The 23514-nt window shown below is 38.9% G+C and carries 22 protein-coding genes; 18 read left to right on the plus strand and 4 right to left on the minus strand.

All coding sequences use genetic code 11. The features are described 5' to 3' along the window. Positions 1–471: 471 nt before the first annotated feature. A complete protein-coding gene (locus tag GPK81_RS07190) occupies positions 472–1617 on the minus strand; it encodes a hypothetical protein (RefSeq protein ID WP_215706776.1) in 1146 nt (381 codons plus the stop codon). A 158-nt stretch (positions 1618–1775) separates the two neighbouring features. On the opposite strand from GPK81_RS07190, the gene GPK81_RS07195 reads away from it, so the two are divergent. From GPK81_RS07195 to GPK81_RS07250, 12 genes are all read left to right on the plus strand, one after another. After that, positions 1776–2807: a hypothetical protein gene (locus GPK81_RS07195; RefSeq protein ID WP_215706777.1), complete on the plus strand. Its 1032-nt coding sequence runs from the start codon at positions 1776–1778 to the stop codon at positions 2805–2807. 9 nt (positions 2808–2816) lie between these two features. After that, positions 2817–3455, plus strand: a complete 639-nt coding sequence (locus GPK81_RS07200) for an AAA family ATPase (RefSeq protein ID WP_215706778.1) — start codon at positions 2817–2819, stop codon at positions 3453–3455. A gap of 105 nt (positions 3456–3560) precedes the next feature. Further along, a complete protein-coding gene (locus GPK81_RS07205) occupies positions 3561–4151 on the plus strand; it encodes an HD-GYP domain-containing protein (RefSeq protein ID WP_215706779.1) in 591 nt (196 codons plus the stop codon). A gap of 14 nt (positions 4152–4165) precedes the next feature. Further along, positions 4166–6340 (plus strand): AAA family ATPase, encoded by a 2175-nt coding sequence (locus GPK81_RS07210; protein ID WP_215706780.1) that lies wholly within the window; start codon positions 4166–4168, stop codon positions 6338–6340. 112 nt (positions 6341–6452) lie between these two features. Then, the gene (locus tag GPK81_RS07215) at positions 6453–7391 is read left to right on the plus strand and encodes a single-stranded DNA-binding protein (RefSeq protein WP_215706781.1); all 939 of its coding nucleotides are present in this window, start codon (positions 6453–6455) and stop codon (positions 7389–7391) included. 113 nt (positions 7392–7504) lie between these two features. Further along, a complete protein-coding gene (locus GPK81_RS07220) occupies positions 7505–9247 on the plus strand; it encodes a hypothetical protein (RefSeq protein WP_215706782.1) in 1743 nt (580 codons plus the stop codon). A 30-nt stretch (positions 9248–9277) separates the two neighbouring features. Further along, positions 9278–10072: a hypothetical protein gene (locus GPK81_RS07225; protein WP_215706783.1), complete on the plus strand. Its 795-nt coding sequence runs from the start codon at positions 9278–9280 to the stop codon at positions 10070–10072. 57 nt (positions 10073–10129) lie between these two features. Continuing rightward, on the plus strand, positions 10130–10621 hold the full coding sequence (locus tag GPK81_RS07230) for a hypothetical protein (RefSeq protein WP_215706784.1): 492 nt from the start codon (positions 10130–10132) through the stop codon (positions 10619–10621). Further along, positions 10621–11397 carry a PP2C family protein-serine/threonine phosphatase gene (locus tag GPK81_RS07235; protein WP_215706785.1) on the plus strand — a complete coding sequence of 259 codons (777 nt, stop codon included), beginning with the start codon at positions 10621–10623 and terminating at the stop codon, positions 11395–11397. Before GPK81_RS07230 ends, GPK81_RS07235 begins: the two co-directional genes overlap by 1 nt. A gap of 151 nt (positions 11398–11548) precedes the next feature. Continuing rightward, the gene (locus GPK81_RS18005) at positions 11549–13027 is read left to right on the plus strand and encodes an NlpC/P60 family protein (RefSeq protein ID WP_252196624.1); all 1479 of its coding nucleotides are present in this window, start codon (positions 11549–11551) and stop codon (positions 13025–13027) included. 128 nt (positions 13028–13155) lie between these two features. Next, complete coding sequence (locus GPK81_RS07245; protein WP_215706786.1) at positions 13156–15030, plus strand: hypothetical protein; 1875 nt, start codon at positions 13156–13158, stop codon at positions 15028–15030. Beyond that, positions 15027–15824, plus strand: coding sequence for a class B sortase (locus tag GPK81_RS07250; RefSeq protein WP_215706787.1), 798 nt, complete (start codon positions 15027–15029; stop codon positions 15822–15824). Before GPK81_RS07245 ends, GPK81_RS07250 begins: the two co-directional genes overlap by 4 nt. A gap of 32 nt (positions 15825–15856) precedes the next feature. On the opposite strand, the gene GPK81_RS07255 is transcribed toward GPK81_RS07250, so the two are convergent. From GPK81_RS07255 to GPK81_RS07265, 3 genes are read right to left on the minus strand one after another with little or no spacing between them, the layout of a single operon-like run. Continuing rightward, the gene (locus GPK81_RS07255) at positions 15857–16153 is read right to left on the minus strand and encodes a hypothetical protein (protein ID WP_215706788.1); all 297 of its coding nucleotides are present in this window, start codon (positions 16151–16153) and stop codon (positions 15857–15859) included. 16 nt (positions 16154–16169) lie between these two features. Next, positions 16170–16916 (minus strand): hypothetical protein, encoded by a 747-nt coding sequence (locus GPK81_RS07260; protein WP_215706789.1) that lies wholly within the window; start codon positions 16914–16916, stop codon positions 16170–16172. A gap of 16 nt (positions 16917–16932) precedes the next feature. Then, the gene (locus GPK81_RS07265) at positions 16933–18093 is read right to left on the minus strand and encodes a ParM/StbA family protein (protein ID WP_215706790.1); all 1161 of its coding nucleotides are present in this window, start codon (positions 18091–18093) and stop codon (positions 16933–16935) included. 192 nt (positions 18094–18285) lie between these two features. On the opposite strand from GPK81_RS07265, the gene GPK81_RS07270 reads away from it, so the two are divergent. From GPK81_RS07270 to GPK81_RS07295, 6 genes are all read left to right on the plus strand, one after another. Then, on the plus strand, positions 18286–18780 hold the full coding sequence (locus tag GPK81_RS07270) for a hypothetical protein (protein WP_215706791.1): 495 nt from the start codon (positions 18286–18288) through the stop codon (positions 18778–18780). 77 nt (positions 18781–18857) lie between these two features. Continuing rightward, on the plus strand, positions 18858–20048 hold the full coding sequence (locus GPK81_RS07275; protein WP_215706792.1) for a single-stranded DNA-binding protein: 1191 nt from the start codon (positions 18858–18860) through the stop codon (positions 20046–20048). Then, positions 20048–21061: a hypothetical protein gene (locus GPK81_RS07280; RefSeq protein ID WP_215706793.1), complete on the plus strand. Its 1014-nt coding sequence runs from the start codon at positions 20048–20050 to the stop codon at positions 21059–21061. The genes GPK81_RS07275 and GPK81_RS07280 overlap by 1 nt, the downstream gene beginning before the upstream one ends. Beyond that, positions 21054–22628 (plus strand): hypothetical protein, encoded by a 1575-nt coding sequence (locus GPK81_RS07285; RefSeq protein WP_215706794.1) that lies wholly within the window; start codon positions 21054–21056, stop codon positions 22626–22628. The genes GPK81_RS07280 and GPK81_RS07285 overlap by 8 nt, the downstream gene beginning before the upstream one ends. Next, positions 22625–22810 carry a hypothetical protein gene (locus GPK81_RS07290; protein ID WP_215706795.1) on the plus strand — a complete coding sequence of 62 codons (186 nt, stop codon included), beginning with the start codon at positions 22625–22627 and terminating at the stop codon, positions 22808–22810. The genes GPK81_RS07285 and GPK81_RS07290 overlap by 4 nt, the downstream gene beginning before the upstream one ends. 13 nt (positions 22811–22823) lie before the next feature. Continuing rightward, entirely contained in the window at positions 22824–23348 is a 525-nt protein-coding gene (locus tag GPK81_RS07295) for a hypothetical protein (protein WP_215706796.1), read from the plus strand. Positions 23349–23514 lie beyond the last annotated feature (166 nt).

The raw sequence follows: 23514 nt of genomic DNA on the forward strand, positions 1-23514 counted from the left end.
AAAGGCCCTCCTAATGATATTTATTGTATCATAGAAGAACCTTATAAACATTATTTTACAGAAAAAGTTTCATACTCTCGTATAAATTTTATCTATCAGTCAATGGCGTATGGTTGGCTAAAGGGGTGCCGCTTCAATATATGCAGGCGATATAACAACAAATATTTTTTGTAATTAAGGTAGTCTTTGTGCTACCTTTTTTTCTTTAGCTTTTTTGAAAAATACAGCGTAAGCACGTAATCATCCGTATATTGACATTATATAAAAGCCATCTGATAGATTTTTCTTGCCTGTTTGCCAGTTCTTATCTTATCAGATGGCTTGTATTATTTTTTAATTTAGTCCGGCAGTAAACCGGAAGATTTTCTGTAAGTGCCTCAAACAATGATGTAGGTATTATAGCGGGAGAACTGCTGTTTTGCACTACATCATGTTTTGAGTCACTTACTATTTGTTGCTATATTTTTACGGCTATTCACTTTTTTTATCTGGATTAACAATTTCCTTAAGCTGTTCTATCAAGCCATTTAATTCTTCATATTTTGAAGCATATTTATTTTCCAGATTTGCCAGGTTCATTATGAGTCTAAAAGGATCTACGTTAATAAAAGCATCTGGATTATTATTACGAAATGTTTTTTCGTTGATAAAGCGATACCAGTTTGCATCATCAGCATTGTCAATAAGTAAAATTCCATTTCTTGTTTTTGGTATAAGTTCTGCTATTACTTGTGGAGCAGTATTATTAAGGGGGTCTTTTTCTCCTATTGTATCTTTACATTCTAATCCAAGTTTGAAAGCACAAATATCTTTGCCGCGGGCACCTTCGTTTGTGTCTACCATTAAAGCTGATCCTCCAGTGTAGGATGACTGGTTAGATTTTGATACAATGTCAATGTTCCAATACATTGTTGAATAGCAGGCATCAGCTTCTTCTGTATGAAAGTTGATCTGAATACAATTAGAAGAATAGCGGATATCCTCATGTTCAGCTATATAAAAGTGTATAGATGCTGTGCTTTTATCAGCCTGATATCTTTTTACATTGTCTTTGAAATAAGTCTTTAGAGTTTTAATGTTATCGAATTTACCATTACCAAAAGGAGCTTCTACATCATCAAAGTTAGATATGCCACGCAGCATAGCTGCACTATATTTTCCATTTTTGTAAAAGAACCAAAAGTATGCCATATATGCTTTATAAGAAGAATTGCGAAGCATATAATATCCACGATATACTTTATTTGTAAACAGCTTGAGATTTGTAGCCTTAACTTTATCTTCTTTCTTTTTGAATTCGCTCTCAGGAAATTTTTCCTTAAATTCAGCAGTTTCTAATAATAAGTTTTCTGGTTCTATTTTCTTTTTGGATTTTCCGACATAATAATTTGAAAATGCAGAAGCGATCATACGAGCTGTATCATAAGAGATATAAGTTCCTCGTCTGGCATTATTCAATGTACTATGGGAAACATCTAAACCTGGAATAGTTTTGTTTTTTTCGTATGATTTCGCAGGAATGCGACCATTCGGAAATACACATTCGATAAGATATGCGAGATTAGAGCTGCAATTCTGGGTTTCTTTTTGTGATAAAGGTTCTGAATTCTTAGCCATTTCAATTCCTCCTTAAAATATTAAAACACGTTAATTAACAATGAATAACAATTATAAAAATGTAATTATTGATAAATTAACATCCTTGCGTATAGTAATATAAGTTAAAATGGAGTAAAAGTCAAGAGTAATATGTATATTTCTAGGAGGAATTGAGAATGGAGAATGTAAAATGGGCAACCGCATTTCAGAAAGTATTTCATAGAATTGAGCAGATCAATCATACGACTTATAATCATTCATCTTTCAGCAGGGAGATTATGGGCGGGGTAGTTAACCGCAACACAATTGGAAACTGGCTGAAAGGAAGCACCTTGCCAGGGCATAGGGAAGATGTCATTAAGCTTGGTATTACTGCAGGCTATAATGAAACGGAAATGAATGAGCTGCTTACAGCAGCGGATAAAAACATGCTTTACATTCGAGACTCTGACAAAGAAATTGTCTCTATATTTCGAGACGCTTTTTATATTTATCTTACCAAGCAAGATAACGCTTCCTGCCGGAAAGCACTTGCAGTTATTGAAATGCTGCGTGATGAGGTAAAGGAGGCTAAGAATTTAGGACTTCTATTCCCATCTGATTGCATCAATGAAGAATATGTTGTTCCTTTTTATGAAGATAAAGAAATGCTTATGCAGACATGTCGGGATTTTTACGAAAACATGTATGTACAGTTCCATGCTAAATATAATTTGACAAAAGGAGTATCAAAAATAGAAGAAGGAGGAAAACGAAAAGTGTCAGTTGAAGCACTGGCTGGAAAATGGAGAGAAGTTTTAAGTGTAATGTTATATACAGCTTTTCATGTACATAATGGAAAACATATTGAAAATATGCATATTCCTCAACGGCGTGAGATCATTACACTAGGTCTGATTCTTTCCTACAAGAAACAGGATATTGATGATGCACTGGAAGACATGCATTACCCCAGTTTGTCATCTACAGAAGATAAAGTGGAATCCATTATTATCTATGTATTGGAAGCGGACAGTGAGAGAAAGGTAAGTAAGGATGCAGTGACCTCAGCAAAAAATTCTTTGAGATTATATAGTAAAATGAAAAAAGAATTAGAAAAATTGGACGTGAATCCTAAGGAATACGAATGGTTGACCAATATGTATCCGGAAAAGTCACTTGTTGAATTTGTATTGCAGAATGATCCAAAACAACTTATGAAAGTCTGAGAGGTGAAAATGAAAAAGAACATTATTGTCATCAGCGGTCCGTCAGGAGTGGGAAAGAGCACTGTTATAAAGGAGCTTATGAAACGTTCTTTTGTGATAGAGCAGTCCATGTCAGATACTACCAGAAGTCCTCGTGGAAACGGGGATTTCTACAGATTTGTTAGCAGAAAACAATTTTTCGATAATCTGAAAAACGGTCTGTATGTCGAATACAACTGTTATAATGATAACTACTATGGCATTAACAGGGAGGTTTTAAGGTCCATTCTGCAGAAAGGACATATCGCTCTGATAGACTGCAATACGGCGGGGCTGCTACATCTGCTGGCGGATAAGGAATTTCAGAAACAGATTATTTCTTTTTATCTTACGGCTGAGCCGGAAGTGATTTATTCCAGACTGCAAAACCGAAACTCAGAAACACCAGAGTCTCTTTTGGCAAGGATGGAAGAAAGCGTTTCAGACCTGGCAGTCGCGGGAAAAGGAATTTATGACTTTTTATTTTTAAATGATGGAGGAGATACTGCTGAGAAAATTTTTCAGGTATGTTCCGGAAACCTGCATATTAAGTCTGATTTGAGTCCGCTGGAACTGTCTGACTTCAGCGTAAGACAAAAGGAATTCTGCAACAAACTAGAGAAAGAATGATATACGCCGAGGGGGAGTACGCAAAGTACTCCTTTTTTTGGTTCCCTTTTTCAGAAAGTACATATTATTGGTGACAATATTTTTATGATGAAGGGAGAATAAAATATGACAAGCAAAGAACTAACATTTATAAGGAAGGATCTTAATCCAATCATAAGTCACTGTCATGATGACTGGAATACATTACATACCCTGGTAATTATCAGAAATTATGATCCACAATTACTGGTTCATTGTATTAACACGGAAAAATACGTCAGACAGATACTGGAGCACCTCGGAAAAACGGATGAAGAACTCTGCATGGCAGCACTGCTGCATGATATAGGGAAGATCTATTTATCGAACAGCATACTTCATAAGCCTGGAAAGCTGGATTCAGTTGAAAGAACAACTGTAAATATGCACAGTTATTATGGGTATACATATTTGAAGAACAAAGGCTTTTCCAAACGTATCTGTGAATATGTGTTATATCATCATGGGAGAAAAAATGAGTGGAATGATCTGGTACCAGCACAGTCTGTAGAACTTGAATATAATACGGATATCCTCCGCGCGGCTGATATTTACGATGCTATGACATCTGACCGTCCGTATAGAAAGGCTGCCAGCCGGAATATTGCTTTTTCTGTGTTGGAAAAGGAACATATCAAAGAAAATATTATATCAAGTCTTACATATGAGACGGCGTAGGAGGAACGGTAGTCATGGTAACAGTATATGGAACATATGTGACCAATCTTTTTTTTAACCCTGAAAAGGGTCAGTCTACATTTCTGCTGAAACCGGCACCTGAATCCTGTAAGGAATACATATCTGAACATGGAAATATAAAAGTCGTTGGACGTTTCTGCCTGGAACAAAAAGGTATGCCGCTCGCGATAGAAGGCGACTGGCACATTTCTGAATATGGACCGGAACTTCACATCCGGAATATTACGGAAACATCTTGCACCAAACAGGAAACCATAGAATTTATTCAGGGACTGAATACTGTAATATCTCCCAGAGATATACGTCGTATTGCAAGTGTAGTCGAAAACGATATTTTTTCTGCTTCTGAAAGCCCATCTGTTGAGAATAAGATATGTGACAAAACAAAAGCAGATTTCATGTCTGTATCTGACGTATTCAAAAAAGTAAGGGCATTAAAAAGAGAACTGGATTTGTTTAAGTTCCTTGGGGAATACAATGGAACTTATGAACATTGCATGAAACTGATGAAACAATATCCAGCAGATGCCCTTGAAATGGTTTTGCGTAAGCCTTATGAGGTGGCCCAAAGCGTGAATATCCCTTTCAAAATTCTGGATAACATTGCCCTGGACCAGGGAATAGACATCTTGGCAGATGAAAGGATAGCTGCCATTCTTTACTGGTGTATGCAGAAAGAATCTGGCTCTGGGAACGCTTATATCACATTTGAACAGCTTTACAAGGCAGTTACAAAGCAGTTCAAAGATATTACAAAGGATGCAGTAGAAAAATCCTTAAAAACCCATCCATTAATTAAGACAGATCCTGAGTTTCCTGGAGCATATTATGATATGGAAATGCTGAAAGACGAGCAAAACGCGGCACACGATTTTGCAAGGCTTCTTTATACCAAAAAGGAACTGCCTTTTCATCCGGAGTTTATTGACCAGATTGAGAAAGACAGGGGATTTGCTTTTGGTAACCAGCAGAGACAGGCTTTCCAGCTTCTGCGTACAACGGGATTCAAACTTCTTACAGGAGATCCCGGTACCGGTAAAACAACAACTGTAAATGGGCTCCTGAAATATCTTGAAATGCTTTGGAATAAATTGTATGGGAAACTGCCGGTATTCGCACTTTGTGCGCCTGCCGGACGTGCTGCACAGCGCATGAAAGAGACAACAGCCAGAAATGCCCAGACGATTCATAAACTGATAGAATATCAGCCTTTTGACGGAAAAGAGTATTATAAGGATGCTTCTGATCCGATTAAAGCGGATGTTATTGTTGTGGATGAGGTTTCCATGCTTGGACTTTCCACTTTCAGTAAACTGATAGCTGCGATTGAAGACGGTGCCCTGGTTATGCTTGTAGGGGACACTAATCAGTTACAAAGCGTCGAGCCCGGAAATGTACTGCAGGATATTATTGATTCCGGATGTGTAGACCGCTGTCATCTGTCCGAAGTGTTTCGACAGGCTGAAGAATCCCTGATTAACCAGAACGCAAAAAAAATCATCAGGGGTGAGGAAAATCTTGCCGTTGGGAATGACTTCAAGATCACCAAATGTACCCCGGAAGAAACAAAAAATATTCTAATGAGCACAGTGCAGGAGATGATTACAGAGTGCGGAGACGCAAAAAAAGTACAGATACTTGCGCCTTTAAGAAAGGGATCCTGCGGAGTAAATGAAGGAAACGGCCTTCTTCAGAATATCTTTAATCCAGGAAAAGGCGGTCTCTGGTATGGCTATCGGAATTATAAACTGCATGACCGTGTTATGATGATGTCAAACAACTATGCGTTGCAGTATTATAACGGAGATGTCGGATATATTACCAAGATAACAAATTCTTTCATGGAAATTTCTGTAGGAGAAGAGATGATTTCACTTCCAAGGGAACAATATGGGGATATGGATCTTGCGTACAACTGTACAGTCCATAAATCACAAGGCTCCGAATATGATTACCTGGTGATTGTTTTACAGGAGGAGGCAGCAGGAATGCTGGACCAGAATCTCCTGTATACAGCAGTAACCAGAGGAAAAAAAGAAGTCCGGATCATTTACGAAAACAATACACTCCAGACAGCCATACGTACCGCCAGAAAAGGCGGTCGGAACAGCCATTTAATCGAACGTATCCATTCAGAGCTAAAGTCTTATTATCAGATTGCTTGTTAAAAGCCCTTCGGGGCTTTTTTTATTGGCGGTTAATTCAACTCACATATTATGGATGTAGAAAAAATTTGAGAAGACCGGAGTATATACATATCCGGCGAAAGGAGAAACTTTTATGAATATCGGAATTTTTACAGGAAGACTGACAGCTGATGCTACATTTAGAAATGGCACAGAACCATCAAAAAATAATGCGAGATTTACCGTTGCCGTTACAGATCCATGGAACAGTGAAAAGACAGATTTCTTTACAGTCAGCTGTTTTGGAAAAAAAGCAGATTATGTAGCGAACGGGTTACAAAAAGGTCGTTTTTTGAAGGGATGTGAGATAGAAATTTCCGGTCCGTTACATCTGGAAAAATACGTAACGCAGAACGGAGAAGAACGCTGTTATATTGGCGTAATTGCAGAAACCATTTACTGCAAAGCCCATAAAGACTACAAAGCAGCCCAAAACGCTGCATCTTCTGCAAACGGTATGGTGCAGGTTCCTAATAATGGGCAGGCTGGTTCCTATCACCAGAATGAAAGAGCCACTTCATCAAGACAGTATGGTGGACAGAATGTACAATCTGGAAAGGACAACCAAGAGAATCAGTATGGAGGAAATTCTGCTTATAGTAACCAAGGAAATACACCGTTGCAGCAGTTTAACCGTCCAAACTCCCAGCCTGGAAGCACAGGACCATATAATGGAAATCCGGGATATAGAAACCAGGATGGACGTCCACAGCAGTATAATGGACAGAATGAGCGCGGCTCCCAGTATGACAGAAGTTCTGGATATAATAATCAGGCTGGAAGTAGTCCGTCTGCTCAATATGATAGACGGAACACCCAGAATGATAATCAGTATCGTGAAAACCCTGGATTTGACCAACGGTCTGTACATCCTCAGTACGATCACGGGAATACCATGCAGACTTCTGATCCGCAATATAGCATTCCTGCGGGAAGTATGCCATATACAAATATTCCAGATACAATTCCTGCTCCGGAATATAAACAGGAACAGGAGGGTGGTTTCCGACCAGCAACCTATCATTATGAATAACCGGATTCTGAAGAAGGGCCTTTGGGGCTCTTTTTCTTTTTGCATTCGAATATTTTTTGATATCTTGTTTTAAAAATTACATATTAATGAAAGAACAGAAAGGAGATGAAACTTTGTTAAAAAAGAGGAATCTAATATTATCATGTTTCGGATTATCTCTGGCATCTATACTGACTGGATGTTCTTCCATCACACCACAGAAAAATGCTCCAACAGAGGCAGTAACCGAAGCGGTCCCAGTTGTCCTGCAGTCAGAATCCCAGCAGGAAACTTCAATACAGACTGAATCAGCAGCTAAAAAGGAAGAATCTTTAAAAGATATTCAGGTATCAATCGAAAAAAGTGACCGGGCAGGAACAGCCAGCCTGCAGATCGATGACCCGTCTGGGACAAAAGAAATAACCCAAACGTTTACGTCCTCAACAACTGCTTTTTTGTCACAGGATTCAGAAGGCAACGGGATTTATACAGATAATGATACAGTGATGTATGAACAGAAGGAAAACTGGAAAGAAAATGATGGAGCTTATCAGGATATTTTTAACCTTGTTTATTCAGAGGACTGTGAAAGAAAAGAAGATACTGTTATCAACGAGAATGCCTGCTATCATTTGTCCCTGGACAGCGATGATGACATTGGCGTTCTGCTCGGCTACTGCTATATGAACGGATACCAGGACATTGTATGTGGCAGCGCTCATTTTGATTACTACATCAATCTGGAGACAAAGAAGTTTGTAAGAGTTGATGTGTCCATGCCATTTATGGCAACTGCTGGAGATGGTACTGATGTAAAAGGTGAAATATCCGGAAGTATAGCTGTAACAGATACAAGCGAAGAAGCTGTAGTAAAACCGGAAATACAGACAGAAAAAACGGAAAGATCTTCGAAGCCATATAATCCCGGAGAACTTATTTCGGATAAAAATGCTTATCAGAACCAGAGGTTTGGGATACAGATTCTTGGCCAGAGCTTATTTAGTTTTGATGCTTCCAAAACGGATGAAATTAAAGAAAATTACGTGAGTACAGGCAGCAGGTATCAGGAAGAAGCTTACGCATCTGGTGATGGGGTGATCCTGAATATTTCTTCCGTCCCAAGTAATGGATCTTCGACTGAAGAAATCTTAAATCAGTATTTGACAGACAGTGCGGCAGAAGATGTTGTATCTGCGGACAATGTGGCACTTGCGGGAAATACCTATGCAACTGCAACCGCTTCTATTAACCAGACTCAGACAAAAACATATGGTACTGGAATAGATGGACAGGTTCTGCTCATTACTATTTACTATTCAGATAAGGGAACCGTTGATTCATTTGAAAAGAAAAATATTTTTTCAACTTCGGAGAATCCTTTCTGGGAAGCTGAAAGCTGGACACTGGAAGGAAAATATACTGTAACAACGCCAAACGGTTATTCTGTTGTAAAAAGCGAGAGCGGTGACCTGTATGTGGATATGGTGTCATCAGCGGATGAAATCAATGTATTTGCCATTGAAAACAGCAGCGTTGATCTGGAACAGGAAAAAGAAACTCAGATGGAAGGGAATACGACAAGGGTAGTGAAAAATGAAGAAGATATTACTCTTTCAGATGGGACGGTAATGAAATACCTTGCTGTATTTAATACAGAGCCAAACCTTACTTATTATACTTATGTAGGACTTGCCCAAAAAGATACAGCGGTTATTAAGTTTTATGCGGTAAGTACAGCAGAAAATGCTGACTTTAAAAATATATATACGGAAATTGCAAACAGCGTATCCGTAGCTACTCAGGAAACGGCTGCAGAAGAAGGAACTGATCCCGCCGCAGAAAATGTAACCGAAGCAGTAACTGAAGCAGCCCAATAAATTTTATATTTCAGGACAGGAGGATTAATCATGAAAAGAAAAGCAGTACAATTAATGATGGGGGTTGGAATGAGCCTTGCTGTAATGGGAACAACAATCCCTTGTTTTGCGGAAGACGCAGTACCAGTTGGAACAGAAGTAGAAATTCAGGCAGAAACCCAAACAGAAACAGTGACAGAAGGAAGCTCAGAAGCCGAAACAGAGGAAAAAAGTGATTTTGTAGAAGGTTCAGCAGTTCTTTCTGACTATGCCTACATCAAAGGCGAGCTTTCAGAAGACGGCTGGAGAAGTGATTACCTAAAAATGGAATATACCCCTGAAAAAAAGGTCAGCATGGGTATAGATGAGAACACAAAGCTGGACGAATATTATGGACGCAATGGAGAGGATAAAAAGGTGGCGAACAGTGAGATGGTCGCTCTTGATGAGGCAGGCGGTTATGTTCAGGTTACGGCAGAGGTAAACCCGAACCATGAAAGTGCAGAAGATATCCTTTCCAGATTTAAAGAAAATGAGAAGCTGGATCTGACAGGCAAAAATAAGGAAATGAAAATTGCCGGAAAGACATTTCTTACTGTGTCAGGGGTGGTTGACAAAGAGAGATACCTGCTTGGAGTTTCCAACGACCAGGAAAATATCGTTCTTGCCATTAAGGTAAAATATAAAGACACAAGTGCAAGAAAAAATCTTTTAAAAGGTTTTTCTTCCATCAAGGATGAGGAAACGGAGAATCTTACTGAAAGCAATGAAGAGACAGAGCTTCCTGACGAATTTGCCGAAGCAGAAGAGATTACCGAAGCAGCAGAAACAGAAAATGAAGAGTAACTTTTTGCAGGACTGCAGGAAAAACCTGTAGTCCTTTTTTCTTAGAAAGGATCGACGATGCGCAAAAATATCTATGGTATTTTACTTTTGGCGTGCAGCCTGTCCCTGCTGACTGGATGCGTTGAAGGCGGTATGCCAGCTGATACATGGATTATCGAACAGTATTCCTCTATTTCTGATATAAAATCGTATTGTGCCAAATTAGATGATGTGGTGACCCTTTATCTTTCAGACGGAATAACTCAGGAAGTTTATTTAACAGGCATAAAACAACTGGGTTCCGAGCTGGCTGATATGGAAAGAGTGAAAGAAGAAGTATCTATCAAACCTGGAACTTTTACAGAAACTACGATGGCTGCAAAAGAAGGATACGATGATATCTGGAGCAGCTTACGGACACTGATCAATGCAATGGAATCGGATGTTACAGTACTGGAAGATAAAGATGCCTTATCTTATTTATATCTCGCATATCAGGAACAATTAGAGATTGATTTAGAGAAATACATAAACGGGTATGATGAGGCGGCCGAGGCAGGAGGAACGTGATGGCGTTTGAATATGTATCGTATAGTGGAAAATCAAATGTTGGTTTTAATATGAAGGTAAATGAGGATTATATTCTCTTTAACAAGGATGATTTCGGAGACAATTTGTTTGTGTGTATTGCAGACGGCTCTGGTTCAAAGGAGGAAGTGTTCCGTCCTGGGACAATAGCAGTACATCAGGTAGATAAGGTATTATCCAGAATATATAAGAAAGACGAAAAACTATTCTTAAATAATATACGTCTGTTCATGGAAGAGGCTTTTTTATCTGCCAATGATGTTTTAATCGGCTTTAAGCTGGGTGACGAGGCAGACCGGCTGAACTATGCGTCTTCCATGACCTGTGCATTTCTCCAAAAAAACGGGAAGCTCACCTTTGCACATGCAGGTAATACCAGGCTTTATATTATCCGGAATGAAAAAGTCATCCAACTGACAAAAGACCATACGGAGGGACAAAAGCTGGTTGATGCAGGAAAAATATCAGAAGAAGGGTACTATACGGCAATTGAGAGACTGAGTTTATATAATGGGATTGGTGTTAGACCCGTGCCTATAGTTCAGACAGCTGAATTACAACTGGTAAAAAATGATGTCATAATTATGACTACAGATGGAATCCATTATGCTTACCGTAAGGATGCATTTTTTGATATCTTGATGAATACAGAAACCATGGATGAGGCTGCTGAGCAGATGGTTGAAACAGCATTAAAGCTCAGGGTCTATCCGGATAATATCAGTGTAAATGTAATATGGTATCACGGGGATGAGTAGTTTTTAACAGATCTGGCGTGGATTGTTTCCCCTGCTTTTTTGCTATCTGAAAAAATTTTGCACATATTAAAAATGAAGAAAACAAAGGAGGATTATTATTTTGCTTAAACGACTACAGAATCTAATCGTGCTAGGGGTGCTGTCCTCGGCAATGATAACATCAAACACACTGGTATTTGCAGAGGATGAACTGCAGACGGATATGAAAGTTCAGATATCGGAGACACAGGCTCCAGAAACGCAGGTCCCAGAGACACAGCCACCAGAAACGCAGCCACCGGAGACACAAACTCCGGAAACGCAGGCTCCAGAAACACAGGTCCCAGAAACACAGGCACCAGAGACACAGGCACCAGAGACACAGGCACCAGAAACACAGGCACCAGAGACACAGGTACCAGAGACACAGGCACCAGAGACGCAGGCACCAGAGACGCAGGCACCGGAAACACAGACACCGGGGTCAGAGACCCATGAAACAGATACTGAGAAGAGGGATCAGAATACTCAGGATGATAAGGAAAGAGCCGCAGAATCGGAGGAAACAAAAAATTCACCATATTCATCAAATGAAGAGCTGATTTCACATCAAAATATTATTTCCATAAAACCAGTCACGAGAGATTTCCGTTTTCAACAGATAGAAGCGCAGCAGATTGTCATAAAGTCAGGATGCTCTGTTTATGAAGAAAAGTCAGAACAGTCAAGGGCTGTTGGTAAGACGACAGGGAAAACACTGGCTTACATACTTGCGGATGCTGAATCAGAATGGGTTTACATAGAATCCGGAGAGTGCCGGGGCTTCATAGAAAAGGAAAATATTATAGCCGGAAACCTGGCTGATTTTGTATTAACCAGAGATAGGATTACACAGACAGTAAAGGTTTTGATCCCTTTGAATGAAAATAAAGCGGTTACCTATACAAAAACATCGGTTTATCCAGTTATTACAGATAAAGTTTATGGTATTGCAAAAAGTTCAGTTTCCATTTATGCTGACAGGAATACTTTCAATACAAACAGCATTGTGGGGATGCTCCCTGAAGAGGGACTGGCATATATATTGAAAGATTGTGGAACAGCTTATTTTATTGAATCCGGAAATGTAAGGGGATTTGTTTCTAAAGAATCATTTGTGGCTGGCGACTATGCAAATGCGAAAGTATCGCAAAAATCAGAAAATAGTTTTCAGTTAGCTTCAGAGAAAGTTTCTCCTGAAGAAAATCCTGCGTGCTATTATACGCTTCTGTCTGTCAAAGAGGCAGATGATAATTCTGTTATAAGAACATCCATTGTAAATTTTGCATTGCAATTTGTCGGAAATCCATATGTATGGGGTGGAACCAGTCTTACCAATGGTGCAGATTGCTCAGGATTTGTACAAAGCATTTATGCCAATTATGGATATTCTATTCCGAGGGTAGCATGCGATCAGGCGGTATACGGTACACAAATTCCGGTAAGTGATGCAGAACCAGGAGACCTGATCTTTTATGCAGAACAGGGGTATGTATATCACGTGTCCATGTATATAGGAAACGGACAGGTTGTGCAGGCTTATAGCAGTAGTGCGGGAATTATCACCAGTGATATTGGTGGAAATGCAGTCTGGGCAACAAGAATAATTTAACCCAAATACCGGGAACCTTGTAACCAGCAGGTTATATGTTCCCGGATACATAGAAAGGAGCTTGCGTTTTGTCAATTACCTATGACTGAAGTCACGAGTCTCCGAACGCTTTTAGAAGGAGAATCTATATGAACAAAATAAGAAAAGATGTTTTAGATCCATCTGTTCTATTGGGAGAATCCGAGCATAATTTTGCGCAAATACCAGTTGAAACATTTATTGCTTCAAAACAGGCATTTCGGATATGGGATATGTGGTCTGATCCGGAATGCTATACAGAAAACGGGATAGAATGGATGAATAAATATTTTTACAGTCTTCGTAATGCAGAAATTTATAATGCTTACGCAGAATTTCTTGGAAGGCAAATAGATGCGTTGAAACAAATAAAAAGATTTCAGGTCAATTTTGAAAAAGAACTCCGTGGTGACCCTAAGCAGATTGTTCCATGTATGATATCATACAGTCTGCTTAAAAATCAAAAGCTAGTGCGGAAATTGAAGATGATTGGTACAAAACATCCAGAAAATCTAACTTCCTATTTGTCTGACAGCGTGTGCAAACGTTCCGAATGTAAATTATACCTTAGTTCGGAACAGTTCCATGATTACTGTCTAATATATAGCATAGTAAAAAATGTTATTGCGGAAAATGATTTGCGGAAAGAATTTTTCGCCCTATTGGAGCAAGAATACCCACAGATATGTTCCTATGTAGAAGATTATAAAAACAGTAGTTCCCAAAGCTCTATGGCGGATGCTTTATTTACCCCTTTCTTATATGGATGGATTCGAGCATATTATATGGGAATTGAGAATGGACAGATCAATGAAGTATTTGCCATTCTTTATTTGATGGTTCTTTATAATGGATGTTCTTTTTATGGAAAAGAAATCCATTTGATATTTTATCTGTTATACCGGATATACTGCAATCCGGCACTGTCACACCATCAAAAGAATGCCGTTTTTTTTAAGAAACGAATAGAAAATACTATCCATGACAATATGGAAACATCAGTTTACCAGAACATGACCTTTCTGAATTTTTTAAATGAACTTCTTATTTCCGATTTTTATATAAAGATACGTGCAGAATGCCTGAATATTGTCCAGGAACTTGGAAAATGCAAACAGACAGAATTAAACGGGCTTCTCAAGGATTACTATGGATACCTTTTTTATAAATCCAAGCTGACGAGAGATACTGTTAAAAGCATTGATGAATTTGACCAGGAGCTGCTTTGTGGCATTCATGATTTTTGCATATACGGGGAAAAACTATTAAAAGAGGAAACACCTGTTACGGTACAGGAAAGAAGAAAGGCGGAAGCATGTGCGGAAAAATGGAAAAGTTTTTTTCTTTATGCCTCGGAATGGCTGAGCAGGCGAACCTGGAAATTGGAAGAAGATAACAGCAGTATAAAGAAAAATGCAGCTCCAATACCTGTCCAGGACGATCTGAAAGATAAAACAATTTTTGCCCTTCGGCAGGAAAACAATGAATTAAAGAAAAATATACATGATATAAAAACTTTATTATCGTCCATTTCGAAATTGGAGAAAGAAAAAAAACTTCTGATGAAAAAACTGGAAGAAGCAGACAGGGATAAAAAAGAACTGATTGGACTTAGAAATTATATTTATGAAGAGGATACGCTAGAGGAAAAAGGCGGTTCAGAAAATGTGATTTCGGATATGGCAGACTTTCTCAATCAAAAAGTAAAGGGAATTATAGTGGGAGGACATCAGAATTTCCATAATAAAATTTCAAGGTATCTGCCAGAATGGAAAAAATATCCTCCACGCATGAAAATTCCAACGGAATGTATAACAGGGGCTGACATAATTGTATTTTATACAGACCACATTGACCATTCCACTTACCTGAGTGTTATCTCCGAGGCAAGGAAAGGCCCAGGCAAACTTCTGTATATTCATAATGTAAACGTAGATACCGTAATAAGAAAAATTTTTGAGGGGTTTGGGGGTGAACCAGGATGAGAAAGATAGCGGGAGTTATATGTATTATGATGGCGGTTATTATTGGGGTAATAGGGGGATTTCATTATGGCCCAATATTTATGGATTATAAAAAAAGTGCCGACTTATATAAGGAATTAAAAAAAGACTGTATTCAGAAAGAGGAAGAAGTTCCGGATCCTGATATCAAAGCACTGCTTCCTGTAGCAGAGCATCTGAAAGATGAATTTGCACCGATAGATGTGGACAGTGAAACTTTGCAGGATCAAAATGCAGATTACATAGGATGGATTTATATACCTGACACAGATATTTCTTATCCGGTTGTAAAAAGTTCGGATAATGCAGATTACCTGCATACAGACTTTAATAAAAACTACAGTTTTCCGGGAACAGTTTTTATGGACTGCAGATGCCAGTCAGGTGTATTGAACCATCACAGTATCTTGTACGGACATAACATGAATAACGGAACAATGTTTGCAGGACTGAAATACTTCAGTGACCAGGAATATATGAACGATCATCCGGTATTCTGGTTTATTACACCAAAATATAAACTGCTTTACAGGATTTTCTCGGTTTGTGATGTCAGCCCGTATAACAAAATTCAATATGGCGTAGATGGTACAGAGTATAAGAACAATGAAGAATTTGGAGATGCAATGAAGGTGATTCAAGATCATTCAGTGGTAAAAATTGACACAGACCCTGTTGAGGATACTGGTTTTGTAATGTCTTTATCTACATGTACAGGAAATGATTCTGTCAGACGTGTGGTTCACGGAGTGCTGCTTAAAGTAATGTTTAATTAATCGGAGAGGGGAGAGGGTCCCCTCTCTTTTCCTTAGAGATTAATATCTTCCAGATCTTCTTCATAAACGGGCAATGAAACTTTAGGAACTACTTCAAAATCATTCATGACCAAGGCATGTTTTACAAGACGGTCATTTGTGAGAAGGGCATCACAGGCAGCTGCGCTCCGCATTTCGTTTACATATACCGTTTCATTTGGCGTATTTTCAACTGCGAAAGTCATGAACATAGGGATTTCATATTCATCACACATCAGCATGATTTTTTTTACATAATCTTTGATTTTGCTTTCGTAAATATCTTTTTTATAAAAAGTACGATTAACCATAAATCCATTCTCCTTTTTAATATCCTAATAGATTTGAAAACATTTCATATGCAGCATTATCATCTTCATCAACAGAATCCGTCGGTTTACTGGAGACAGAATTTCCTTCCTTAGCTGGTGCTGCCTGATGTCTGCCAGAAGGAGCTTCTTTAATAATTTGTTCATTATCCGTCGAGTTTTCCGGTATTATAGAAATTTTTTCTGGATTCTGGATGGAAAGTGGGGTGGGGGTTTCTTCCATATGATTATCATTTTTTTCTGGACGGCTTTTGTTATGCTGCTTTTTTTTATCTGATTTTATGCCAGTTTGGGTTTTTCTTTTATCCTTTGTTTTATACTCTTCCTGATCGGCGCCAGAAATAATAGGAGCCTCTGCCTGGGAAATCATGCTTTTTTTGAAATTCAAAAATAAATCCCTGGGAAATATGTCTTCTGGATAAGATTCTAAACACATCCTGAATAAAAATTTTACAGTATCACAGCGCATGGATGGCTGTACCTGCTTCAGATAATGAATAATAATATCATCCCGCCCATCTTTTAAATTCAGGTTTACTTTCATGGGTTCTTTGATGGCACGCACGTATTTTTTTATATTTTTCGGGATCTGGTAAATATCCTGTTCTGCCATTGTGGTTTGCGAGGAATCAAGGAGCCTGGCCAGTTTATCCCTGACCAGGTAAGTAAATTTCCTGCGTTCCCGAAGACGGATTGCAATAAGATCAGCATCAATGGGATAATACAGCCGTAATGCTAACTGCATAGCGTCACCTCCCTAGTTATTTCTTAAAACGGTGGCAGAGCATGCTCACAAGTGAGAAATAATAGCCTCTTACATTGGAATAGGTGTTAGATAAAATTTTATCATTCCTGTTTGCGCTCAGAATTGTAAGGTTCTCCATGTTGCGGAAGAAATCCTTTATTATAGGATACCACGCATTGCCCGTTCCGCCGGTCACAATAAGGAAATCATGGTCCTGCATATAATTATAAAGTGATACCAGTTTCTGGATTGCCTCATTGCAGACATCACGAGTGTTCTTTTCCAGCAGATCTTCGAACCGTTCTTTTTTGTTGGTCATATTCCTTTTGTCAAGAACGGTTACATATCCTTTTTTTAATGCTCCCTGCATACCGAGAACCGTAATATTTGCCCCTTTCAGTCCGTCCACAGTTCTCTGGAAGATCTCATGCATTCCAAGGTTGTCAAAAGTTGCTGGTTTGTTTGATACGCGTCCTGCTGAAATATTGTATATATCAAGTGTTTTAAAACCGGGATCCAGCACAAGTGTTTTTGATTTTAACACCTGCAGGCCATACTGTCCCTGTGTTCCATTATTGTCCGTGATAGCAGAATAGAGAGAACCCATAGGCTGGTCCATGATAAACACATAATTGTCGCTGATGGAAAATTTGTAATGGCGGAATGGATTTTTCCCGATCTTAATGTCAAACTCAAAATCACCTGCAAGAACGCTCTTTAAATCCGGGGAATCCATTTCTTTGTATTCTGGTGGAAGCCCTGTTTGAACGAAAATTGGTTCTCCATTATAAGCCTGACAGTTATTGGACATAATGGCAATGCCAAGTCCGGCTTTCATCAAAGCCCGGAATGCCGGAAGATAGTACCTGTTCCTTTCATACATTTCAGCTTCATAGTTCATTGCATTTGCGGGCGTAATCATTTCAAGGGCTTTTTCCCCGATAATCCAGCATCCTTCCTCATCTTTTAAGAGAATGTCTGTATAAGATGATTCCAGCAGGGAAGAAAAATCTTCCACTTTTATTGCACAGTTGGGATAACAGAATATTTTGTTAGGCCCAAATCCTTTTACGCCTGAAAAGCCGTAATCAATACCAATCGGCCAGAATCCTGATACTGTTTTATTGCTGCGTTCTACAATTTCTGTTTTGGTTGCATAATCTTTCAGAATAATCATAGTACCCTCCTTTAAAATGTCGTATGTGGCATTTTGCAAAAACGTAAATGCCTTTTCATTTATTTTCCTACTTAATATGTAAGATTAAAATCGGGCTGGCTGATTTTTATAAGAAAACTTCCGGATGTAAAAAATGCTGTTTTCAAGAAAAAATGACATATTATTTTTAGCAAACGGAAAGGAGGATCTTGTGTGAAGGGTATCCATAAGATAGGAATTTTTGCAGGGGTAGTGATGATTGCATGTTCATGTACAGGATGCGTAAAAATAGAATCTTCCTCTCCGGAAGATGGGTATAACACGGATGTCGCAATGTCTGCAGTTGAATACAGTATTTTTCTTTCCAAACAGATTTCTGTTCTGGAAAATGTGCTGATGACACGGATGTCAATGGCTGAAATGGTGGTCGGAAGCACGTATGATAATTCAGTAGAAATAAAAAATACAGAAGAAGCCATTTCGAAAGTCACCGCAATAAACAATGAACTGTTTGTAACACTGCCAGCAGAAGGACTTGATACAGACCGTCAAAACATATTGAACCTATCAGAACAGGCTCTTGATATATTAATTGATTATCGAGATAACCTGAAAAATAATGATTCGGAAGCATTAAAAATTTCTGCTACAGAAATGAAAAACTGTATGCTGGCTCTCAGTGGAGAAGCGAACGTGTATTACCAATAAACAGGAAGGAACTTTTTAACATGGCTATACAAAATCAAATTATTTTAAACGGACAAATAAAAAAAATACGTATAATCATGAATGAAGAAAAAGATGTCATTCAGATTAATATTTCTCTGCTTGTTATCCGCCGCCCGCAAGTGGCAGTCGGAAATAAAAAAGGAGAAACGAAAACAGATGTGGTACAGGTTTGGGCAAGGGATAAAAGAATTATTGATTACCTTATCAGCCATCACGCAACGGAAGGGGATATGCTGGAAGTATCCGGAGTATTCTGTACCCTTCGGTCCAATAAGCATTTCATATGTCCAAGCTGCGGACGAAAAAATACATACCAGGGAACGTCGTCATTTGTCCATCCTATGTGCGTCAGACTGGACGAACTGAAGCCAAAGAATGTGGAAATAGTAAATCTATCTGAGACAGAAAGATGTTATCTTTCAAGGGATGAGATATGGGAGATTCTGCGTGAAAGAAAAACATTTGCAGGCAGTATTATACAAAGCCAGGATCTTGGTGAAAAAAATGGTGTTTTTCGCGTCCAGATTACCGTCAGGGAAAATCCGACAGATGAGTCTGTAAAAAAATGGCTGCTTTGGATGGCTGAGATCAGCAACCGTATCTATCTTATAGGAAATCTGTGTAATGATCCAATATATAATCCGGTTGATAATGGTGGAAGGGTATGTACTTACCAACTTGGAATTAACCGGAAAGTATTTATAAAAGATGATGATCCTAATGTCAGAGCGGATTACCCATGGATCAAATCCCTCGGAGAACAGGCTGATAAAGATAAGGAAGCATTAAGAAAAGGATCACTTGTTTTTATTGAAGGAGCTGTACAGTCCAAGCAGGGATTTACCGTAAAACGGAAATGTGAATTTTGTGGTGAACTTTGCAGAAAACTGGATTCCGCGATGGAAATAGTTCCTTATTCTGTAGAATACCTGAAAAACTGCCTTACGATTGAAGAAGAAAATGCTCTTCTTGACGAATTCCCTATGTTTCCTGAGATGGATGAAGTCGAAGAGGAGACAGAAGAGGATGAACAGGAACACATCCAAGAACCAGAAAAACCGGGAAATACAGCAGAACAGGAATGGTCCTGCCCAGACGAAGAATATATCCCTGATAACAGAGATCAGGAATGGGATGAGAATGAGGAAGATTATGGGTTCCATTCAGAAGATTACGATGATGATGGTGAGTTCGGCGGATTTGAAAGCATGTATTCGGATGAATACGGAGGGGATGGTGACATGTAATGTCTGGCATTTTACAGGACAGAATTTCCCAGAAGAAAGCCGAAGAACAGTATCTGGAAGAGAAAAAGCCAGAACGAAACCTTAAGGTGGAAACAAACCGTCATTTTAATTACCAGGAACCAGAGGAAGAGGATGTAGAAAAAGAAAACTATCTGACAGAAGAAGACATATCCCAGTTAAATGACCTTGATGCTATGATGTCAGAAGAAAATTTTGTGCAGGAAAAGAAAAAGAGAAAAATCCTGCATCGGATATCCTTGGTATTCCTGACAAGTGCCTGCACTTATTTAGTAGTGCTTATTTACGGTTCTTTCATAACAGAATTCAGTTATGATGATAAAGGTGCAATCGCTCCTGTCATTATGTCCGTAAATGATATATCTAATAAAAATGAATACAATTCCCTTGTTGGTATGTATCTTCAGACGCGCAGCCTGTATGAAAAAATACTGACATTAGATTACCGTATGGCAGCAGGAACAGAGGATTCCATGTCCATCGCACCGGAATATGAGTCTACGCTTGATACGGTATCTTCCCTTACCACACAGATTGACGCGGCGGTCATCAATTCAAAGTACACCCAGGTAAAAAATATGCTTCTCACCTGGGTGAAAACCCATGCAGCCGCATACTGCCAGTATATGAGTACAGCCATTACCCAGAACGACAGTAATGCAGCATCCGAAGCAATTGCCGCAAGACAGGTGTTAAATGATAATTTTCAGCTGATTACCCAGAATATTATTACGCTTGGGGGAGAAATCAAAGGCTATGATTTAACAGATATTTCTTCCTGGTCACCTGACGGATATATAATGGAGACAATAGAAGGGGTTTCTACAAAGAATTCAACAGTTAAAGAACCGTCCATACTGGAAACACAAAATACCGTGGAGACAGAGCGGGACATATCTAATGAGACGCAGGAACCATCTCAAGATATTGGAACCAATATGCAGTCGGATTTTTCATTATCTCAGGAAGAAACAGGAGGTGGACAAAATGACTGATTCTTATCAGGTACTTAAAGGAAAGTACGCAATGGCACTGTCTTCTATAAGGGAACTGGAGCAGGAACGTGACAATGTAATACAGCAGATTAAAAAGATGCAGGATGAGCGTGCCCAGCTAGACAAAAGCACAAAATATTTATGCGAAACTATTTTGAAAAAAGAGCGGGAAAAAAATGGAGAAACTCCATGGTTTAAACTTCCTCTTCCAGAAATGATAGCAGAAGCCCAGACCAGTCTGGAAAATTATTTTCCTTCCATGGAAAAACTGTATAAAAGACTGCTGGCCTTTAACGGTGAAAGAACAGAAACTATAGCCAGGCTTAACCAGGACATAGATAAAATGAAAGAAACTCATAAGAAAGAACTTGAAGAACAGGCGGCATACAAAGATAAAATCATCGAAAACTTGAAGGAAAAACTGAAAACCGGACGTCTTGATGATGAGGGAATTTCCAAAGTTATTTCTTCTGTAAAGGTGCCTAAGATTGAAAATATTGACATGAATCCTGCCAGCGTTTCATTTTCAGAGGAGGAAACAGATGGGTTAGATGAGGTGATCAGAGAATCCGCATCTGTTTTTCATGATAATAAAGAATACAGCGGACCTATAAAGAAAGCGCCTCCCGTTAAAAATACAAAGAAAACCAAGGATGCAACCCGGGAGGCAATTGAAAAAGCATCCCAGAAACAGACGAGTGAAGCGGAGAAATCGGCTAAAAAACTCAAAGACGCCCAGAAACTGACCATACGCCTTATGGGAGAAACCGGTTTTTCAGCAGTTCCGGATCTTATAAAGGTATGTGCGAAAAGCTTTCCTGACATCCCTGCAAAAAGCAGGATTACGGCTGCAATGCAGACACTTACCAAGGAAGACAAATGGAGTGCAGGAGAGTGGCCTGGAAAATTAGTTGAACCCATTAAGTGCCCGGTCCCGGGAAGCACAAACTTTTATGTTTACCGTTTATCAGCAGAGGGACAGGATGTATACCGGTATTTATTTGGAAAAGAGCCAGTGGAACCAGAAATGAATCTGATTCTGAAAAACCACAGTTCCCTGGAACATGGCTATGGAATCAAAAAAGCTGCGGAATTGTTAATGGATGCAAAATATGTGAAAAAACTGCAGGCTGATGTGGTATATATGACCCGGGCAAAAGAATATACAGTGAAAACGGGAGAGAAGTCATCATATATTCCAGATATTGTAATGGTTTATACCGGAAAAAACGGTTCCCAGTACAGGGTATATTATGAATACGAAACTGCCAAGTGCCAGGGAACAGATTTTTATGCCAAATGTAATAAAATAGCCTCTTTTTCCAGGTTTGTAAACATCCTTGTTCCTGGAAAGGATGAAAAGGAAATCATACTAAAAGAACTGGAACAATGGAAATCCATGTGCCTGGAAGGGGAATACCCGTTTAAATGGGACCGTCCAGTGGAAGGCAGGGTATTGACTTATGCGGAGCTTAAAAGTCAGAGTGACAAGGAAGACCTTCAACAAGTTGAATGGACAAGGGTGATCATTTCTCGCCCGCGTCCAAGAAGGGAGAGAAAATCATGACGTATCAGCAGATATTACAATCTTTTTTAGCTTTCAATATAAATGCTTTTAACAACTTGGTTTACATAATGGAGACAAATCTCTGGATTATTTTAACTATGATTGGTACGATTGCCATTATCATAATGAATGTCAAGGAAGAAATCGAAGATTATGTAACAGAAGAACAGAATATCATTTAAGGGGGGATGGTTTATGCAGGATCGCAAAAATTTTACTTATGTAAAGAAAGCTAGTGGAAAAGAGAAAAATAAGCTTGTCTGGGCGGTTGTATTCCCGGTTGCGGTATTCTTCCTTTCCATTATTGGAATCAGCATATTTAAAAATTTTGGTCGCATATTGATGGCTCCTCTTATCGGGGCAATGTGGATTGTAGGTGCAGCCTGTGCGATTTATATGCCTTCCCATCGAAAAGATATCATAAAAGAAACCCTGACATTTATAGCGACTTATAACGCAACACTCTTGGGATTAAGAGAGCTGATCGGTATTACTTCCGGAGTCTCTTCCCAGATGTTGATGGCCACATTTGGACAGCCTTTGGCAACCGCTTCGGCCAATACCATTCCTGGTTATCTGCAGTCTATGCTTTATATATCAGCGGCAATGATTCCATTCGGATTTCTAGGAATGGAATTAAAGAGGATTATTACGTTTAGACGAAGTGCAAACAAAAAACGTACCATGGAGCAGCTGCGGTCAATAAGAAATGCTAAGTAGTGCATCGAGGCATCCGGAACAGAAAATTTTTTATATCTGGAAATAAAAAAATGGCAGTTCTCTTATAATGTCTGAAATTTCATATGCGAGAGTATGAAACTTTTTCTGTAAAATAATGTTTATAAGGTTCTTCTATGATACAATAAATATCATTAGGAGGGCCTTT

The sequence above is a fragment of the Blautia sp. MCC283 genome, assembly GCF_018785565.1.
In the GTDB taxonomy this organism is placed as follows: Bacteria; Bacillota; Clostridia; order Lachnospirales; family Lachnospiraceae; genus Blautia_A.

Coding starts and splice junctions, on each gene's coding strand:
- GPK81_RS07190 (WP_215706776.1), bottom strand. CDS start 1,617: ATGGCTAAGAATTCAGAACCTTTATCACAAAAAGAAACCCAGAATTGC.
- GPK81_RS07195 (WP_215706777.1), top strand. CDS start 1,776: ATGGAGAATGTAAAATGGGCAACCGCATTTCAGAAAGTATTTCATAGA.
- GPK81_RS07200 (WP_215706778.1), top strand. CDS start 2,817: ATGAAAAAGAACATTATTGTCATCAGCGGTCCGTCAGGAGTGGGAAAG.
- GPK81_RS07205 (WP_215706779.1), top strand. CDS start 3,561: ATGACAAGCAAAGAACTAACATTTATAAGGAAGGATCTTAATCCAATC.
- GPK81_RS07210 (WP_215706780.1), top strand. CDS start 4,166: ATGGTAACAGTATATGGAACATATGTGACCAATCTTTTTTTTAACCCT.
- GPK81_RS07215 (WP_215706781.1), top strand. CDS start 6,453: ATGAATATCGGAATTTTTACAGGAAGACTGACAGCTGATGCTACATTT.
- GPK81_RS07225 (WP_215706783.1), top strand. CDS start 9,278: ATGAAAAGAAAAGCAGTACAATTAATGATGGGGGTTGGAATGAGCCTT.
- GPK81_RS07230 (WP_215706784.1), top strand. CDS start 10,130: ATGCGCAAAAATATCTATGGTATTTTACTTTTGGCGTGCAGCCTGTCC.
- GPK81_RS07235 (WP_215706785.1), top strand. CDS start 10,621: ATGGCGTTTGAATATGTATCGTATAGTGGAAAATCAAATGTTGGTTTT.
- GPK81_RS18005 (WP_252196624.1), top strand. CDS start 11,549: ATGATAACATCAAACACACTGGTATTTGCAGAGGATGAACTGCAGACG.
- GPK81_RS07245 (WP_215706786.1), top strand. CDS start 13,156: ATGAACAAAATAAGAAAAGATGTTTTAGATCCATCTGTTCTATTGGGA.
- GPK81_RS07250 (WP_215706787.1), top strand. CDS start 15,027: ATGAGAAAGATAGCGGGAGTTATATGTATTATGATGGCGGTTATTATT.
- GPK81_RS07255 (WP_215706788.1), bottom strand. CDS start 16,153: ATGGTTAATCGTACTTTTTATAAAAAAGATATTTACGAAAGCAAAATC.
- GPK81_RS07260 (WP_215706789.1), bottom strand. CDS start 16,916: ATGCAGTTAGCATTACGGCTGTATTATCCCATTGATGCTGATCTTATT.
- GPK81_RS07265 (WP_215706790.1), bottom strand. CDS start 18,093: ATGATTATTCTGAAAGATTATGCAACCAAAACAGAAATTGTAGAACGC.
- GPK81_RS07275 (WP_215706792.1), top strand. CDS start 18,858: ATGAATGAAGAAAAAGATGTCATTCAGATTAATATTTCTCTGCTTGTT.
- GPK81_RS07280 (WP_215706793.1), top strand. CDS start 20,048: ATGTCTGGCATTTTACAGGACAGAATTTCCCAGAAGAAAGCCGAAGAA.
- GPK81_RS07285 (WP_215706794.1), top strand. CDS start 21,054: ATGACTGATTCTTATCAGGTACTTAAAGGAAAGTACGCAATGGCACTG.
- GPK81_RS07290 (WP_215706795.1), top strand. CDS start 22,625: ATGACGTATCAGCAGATATTACAATCTTTTTTAGCTTTCAATATAAAT.
- GPK81_RS07295 (WP_215706796.1), top strand. CDS start 22,824: ATGCAGGATCGCAAAAATTTTACTTATGTAAAGAAAGCTAGTGGAAAA.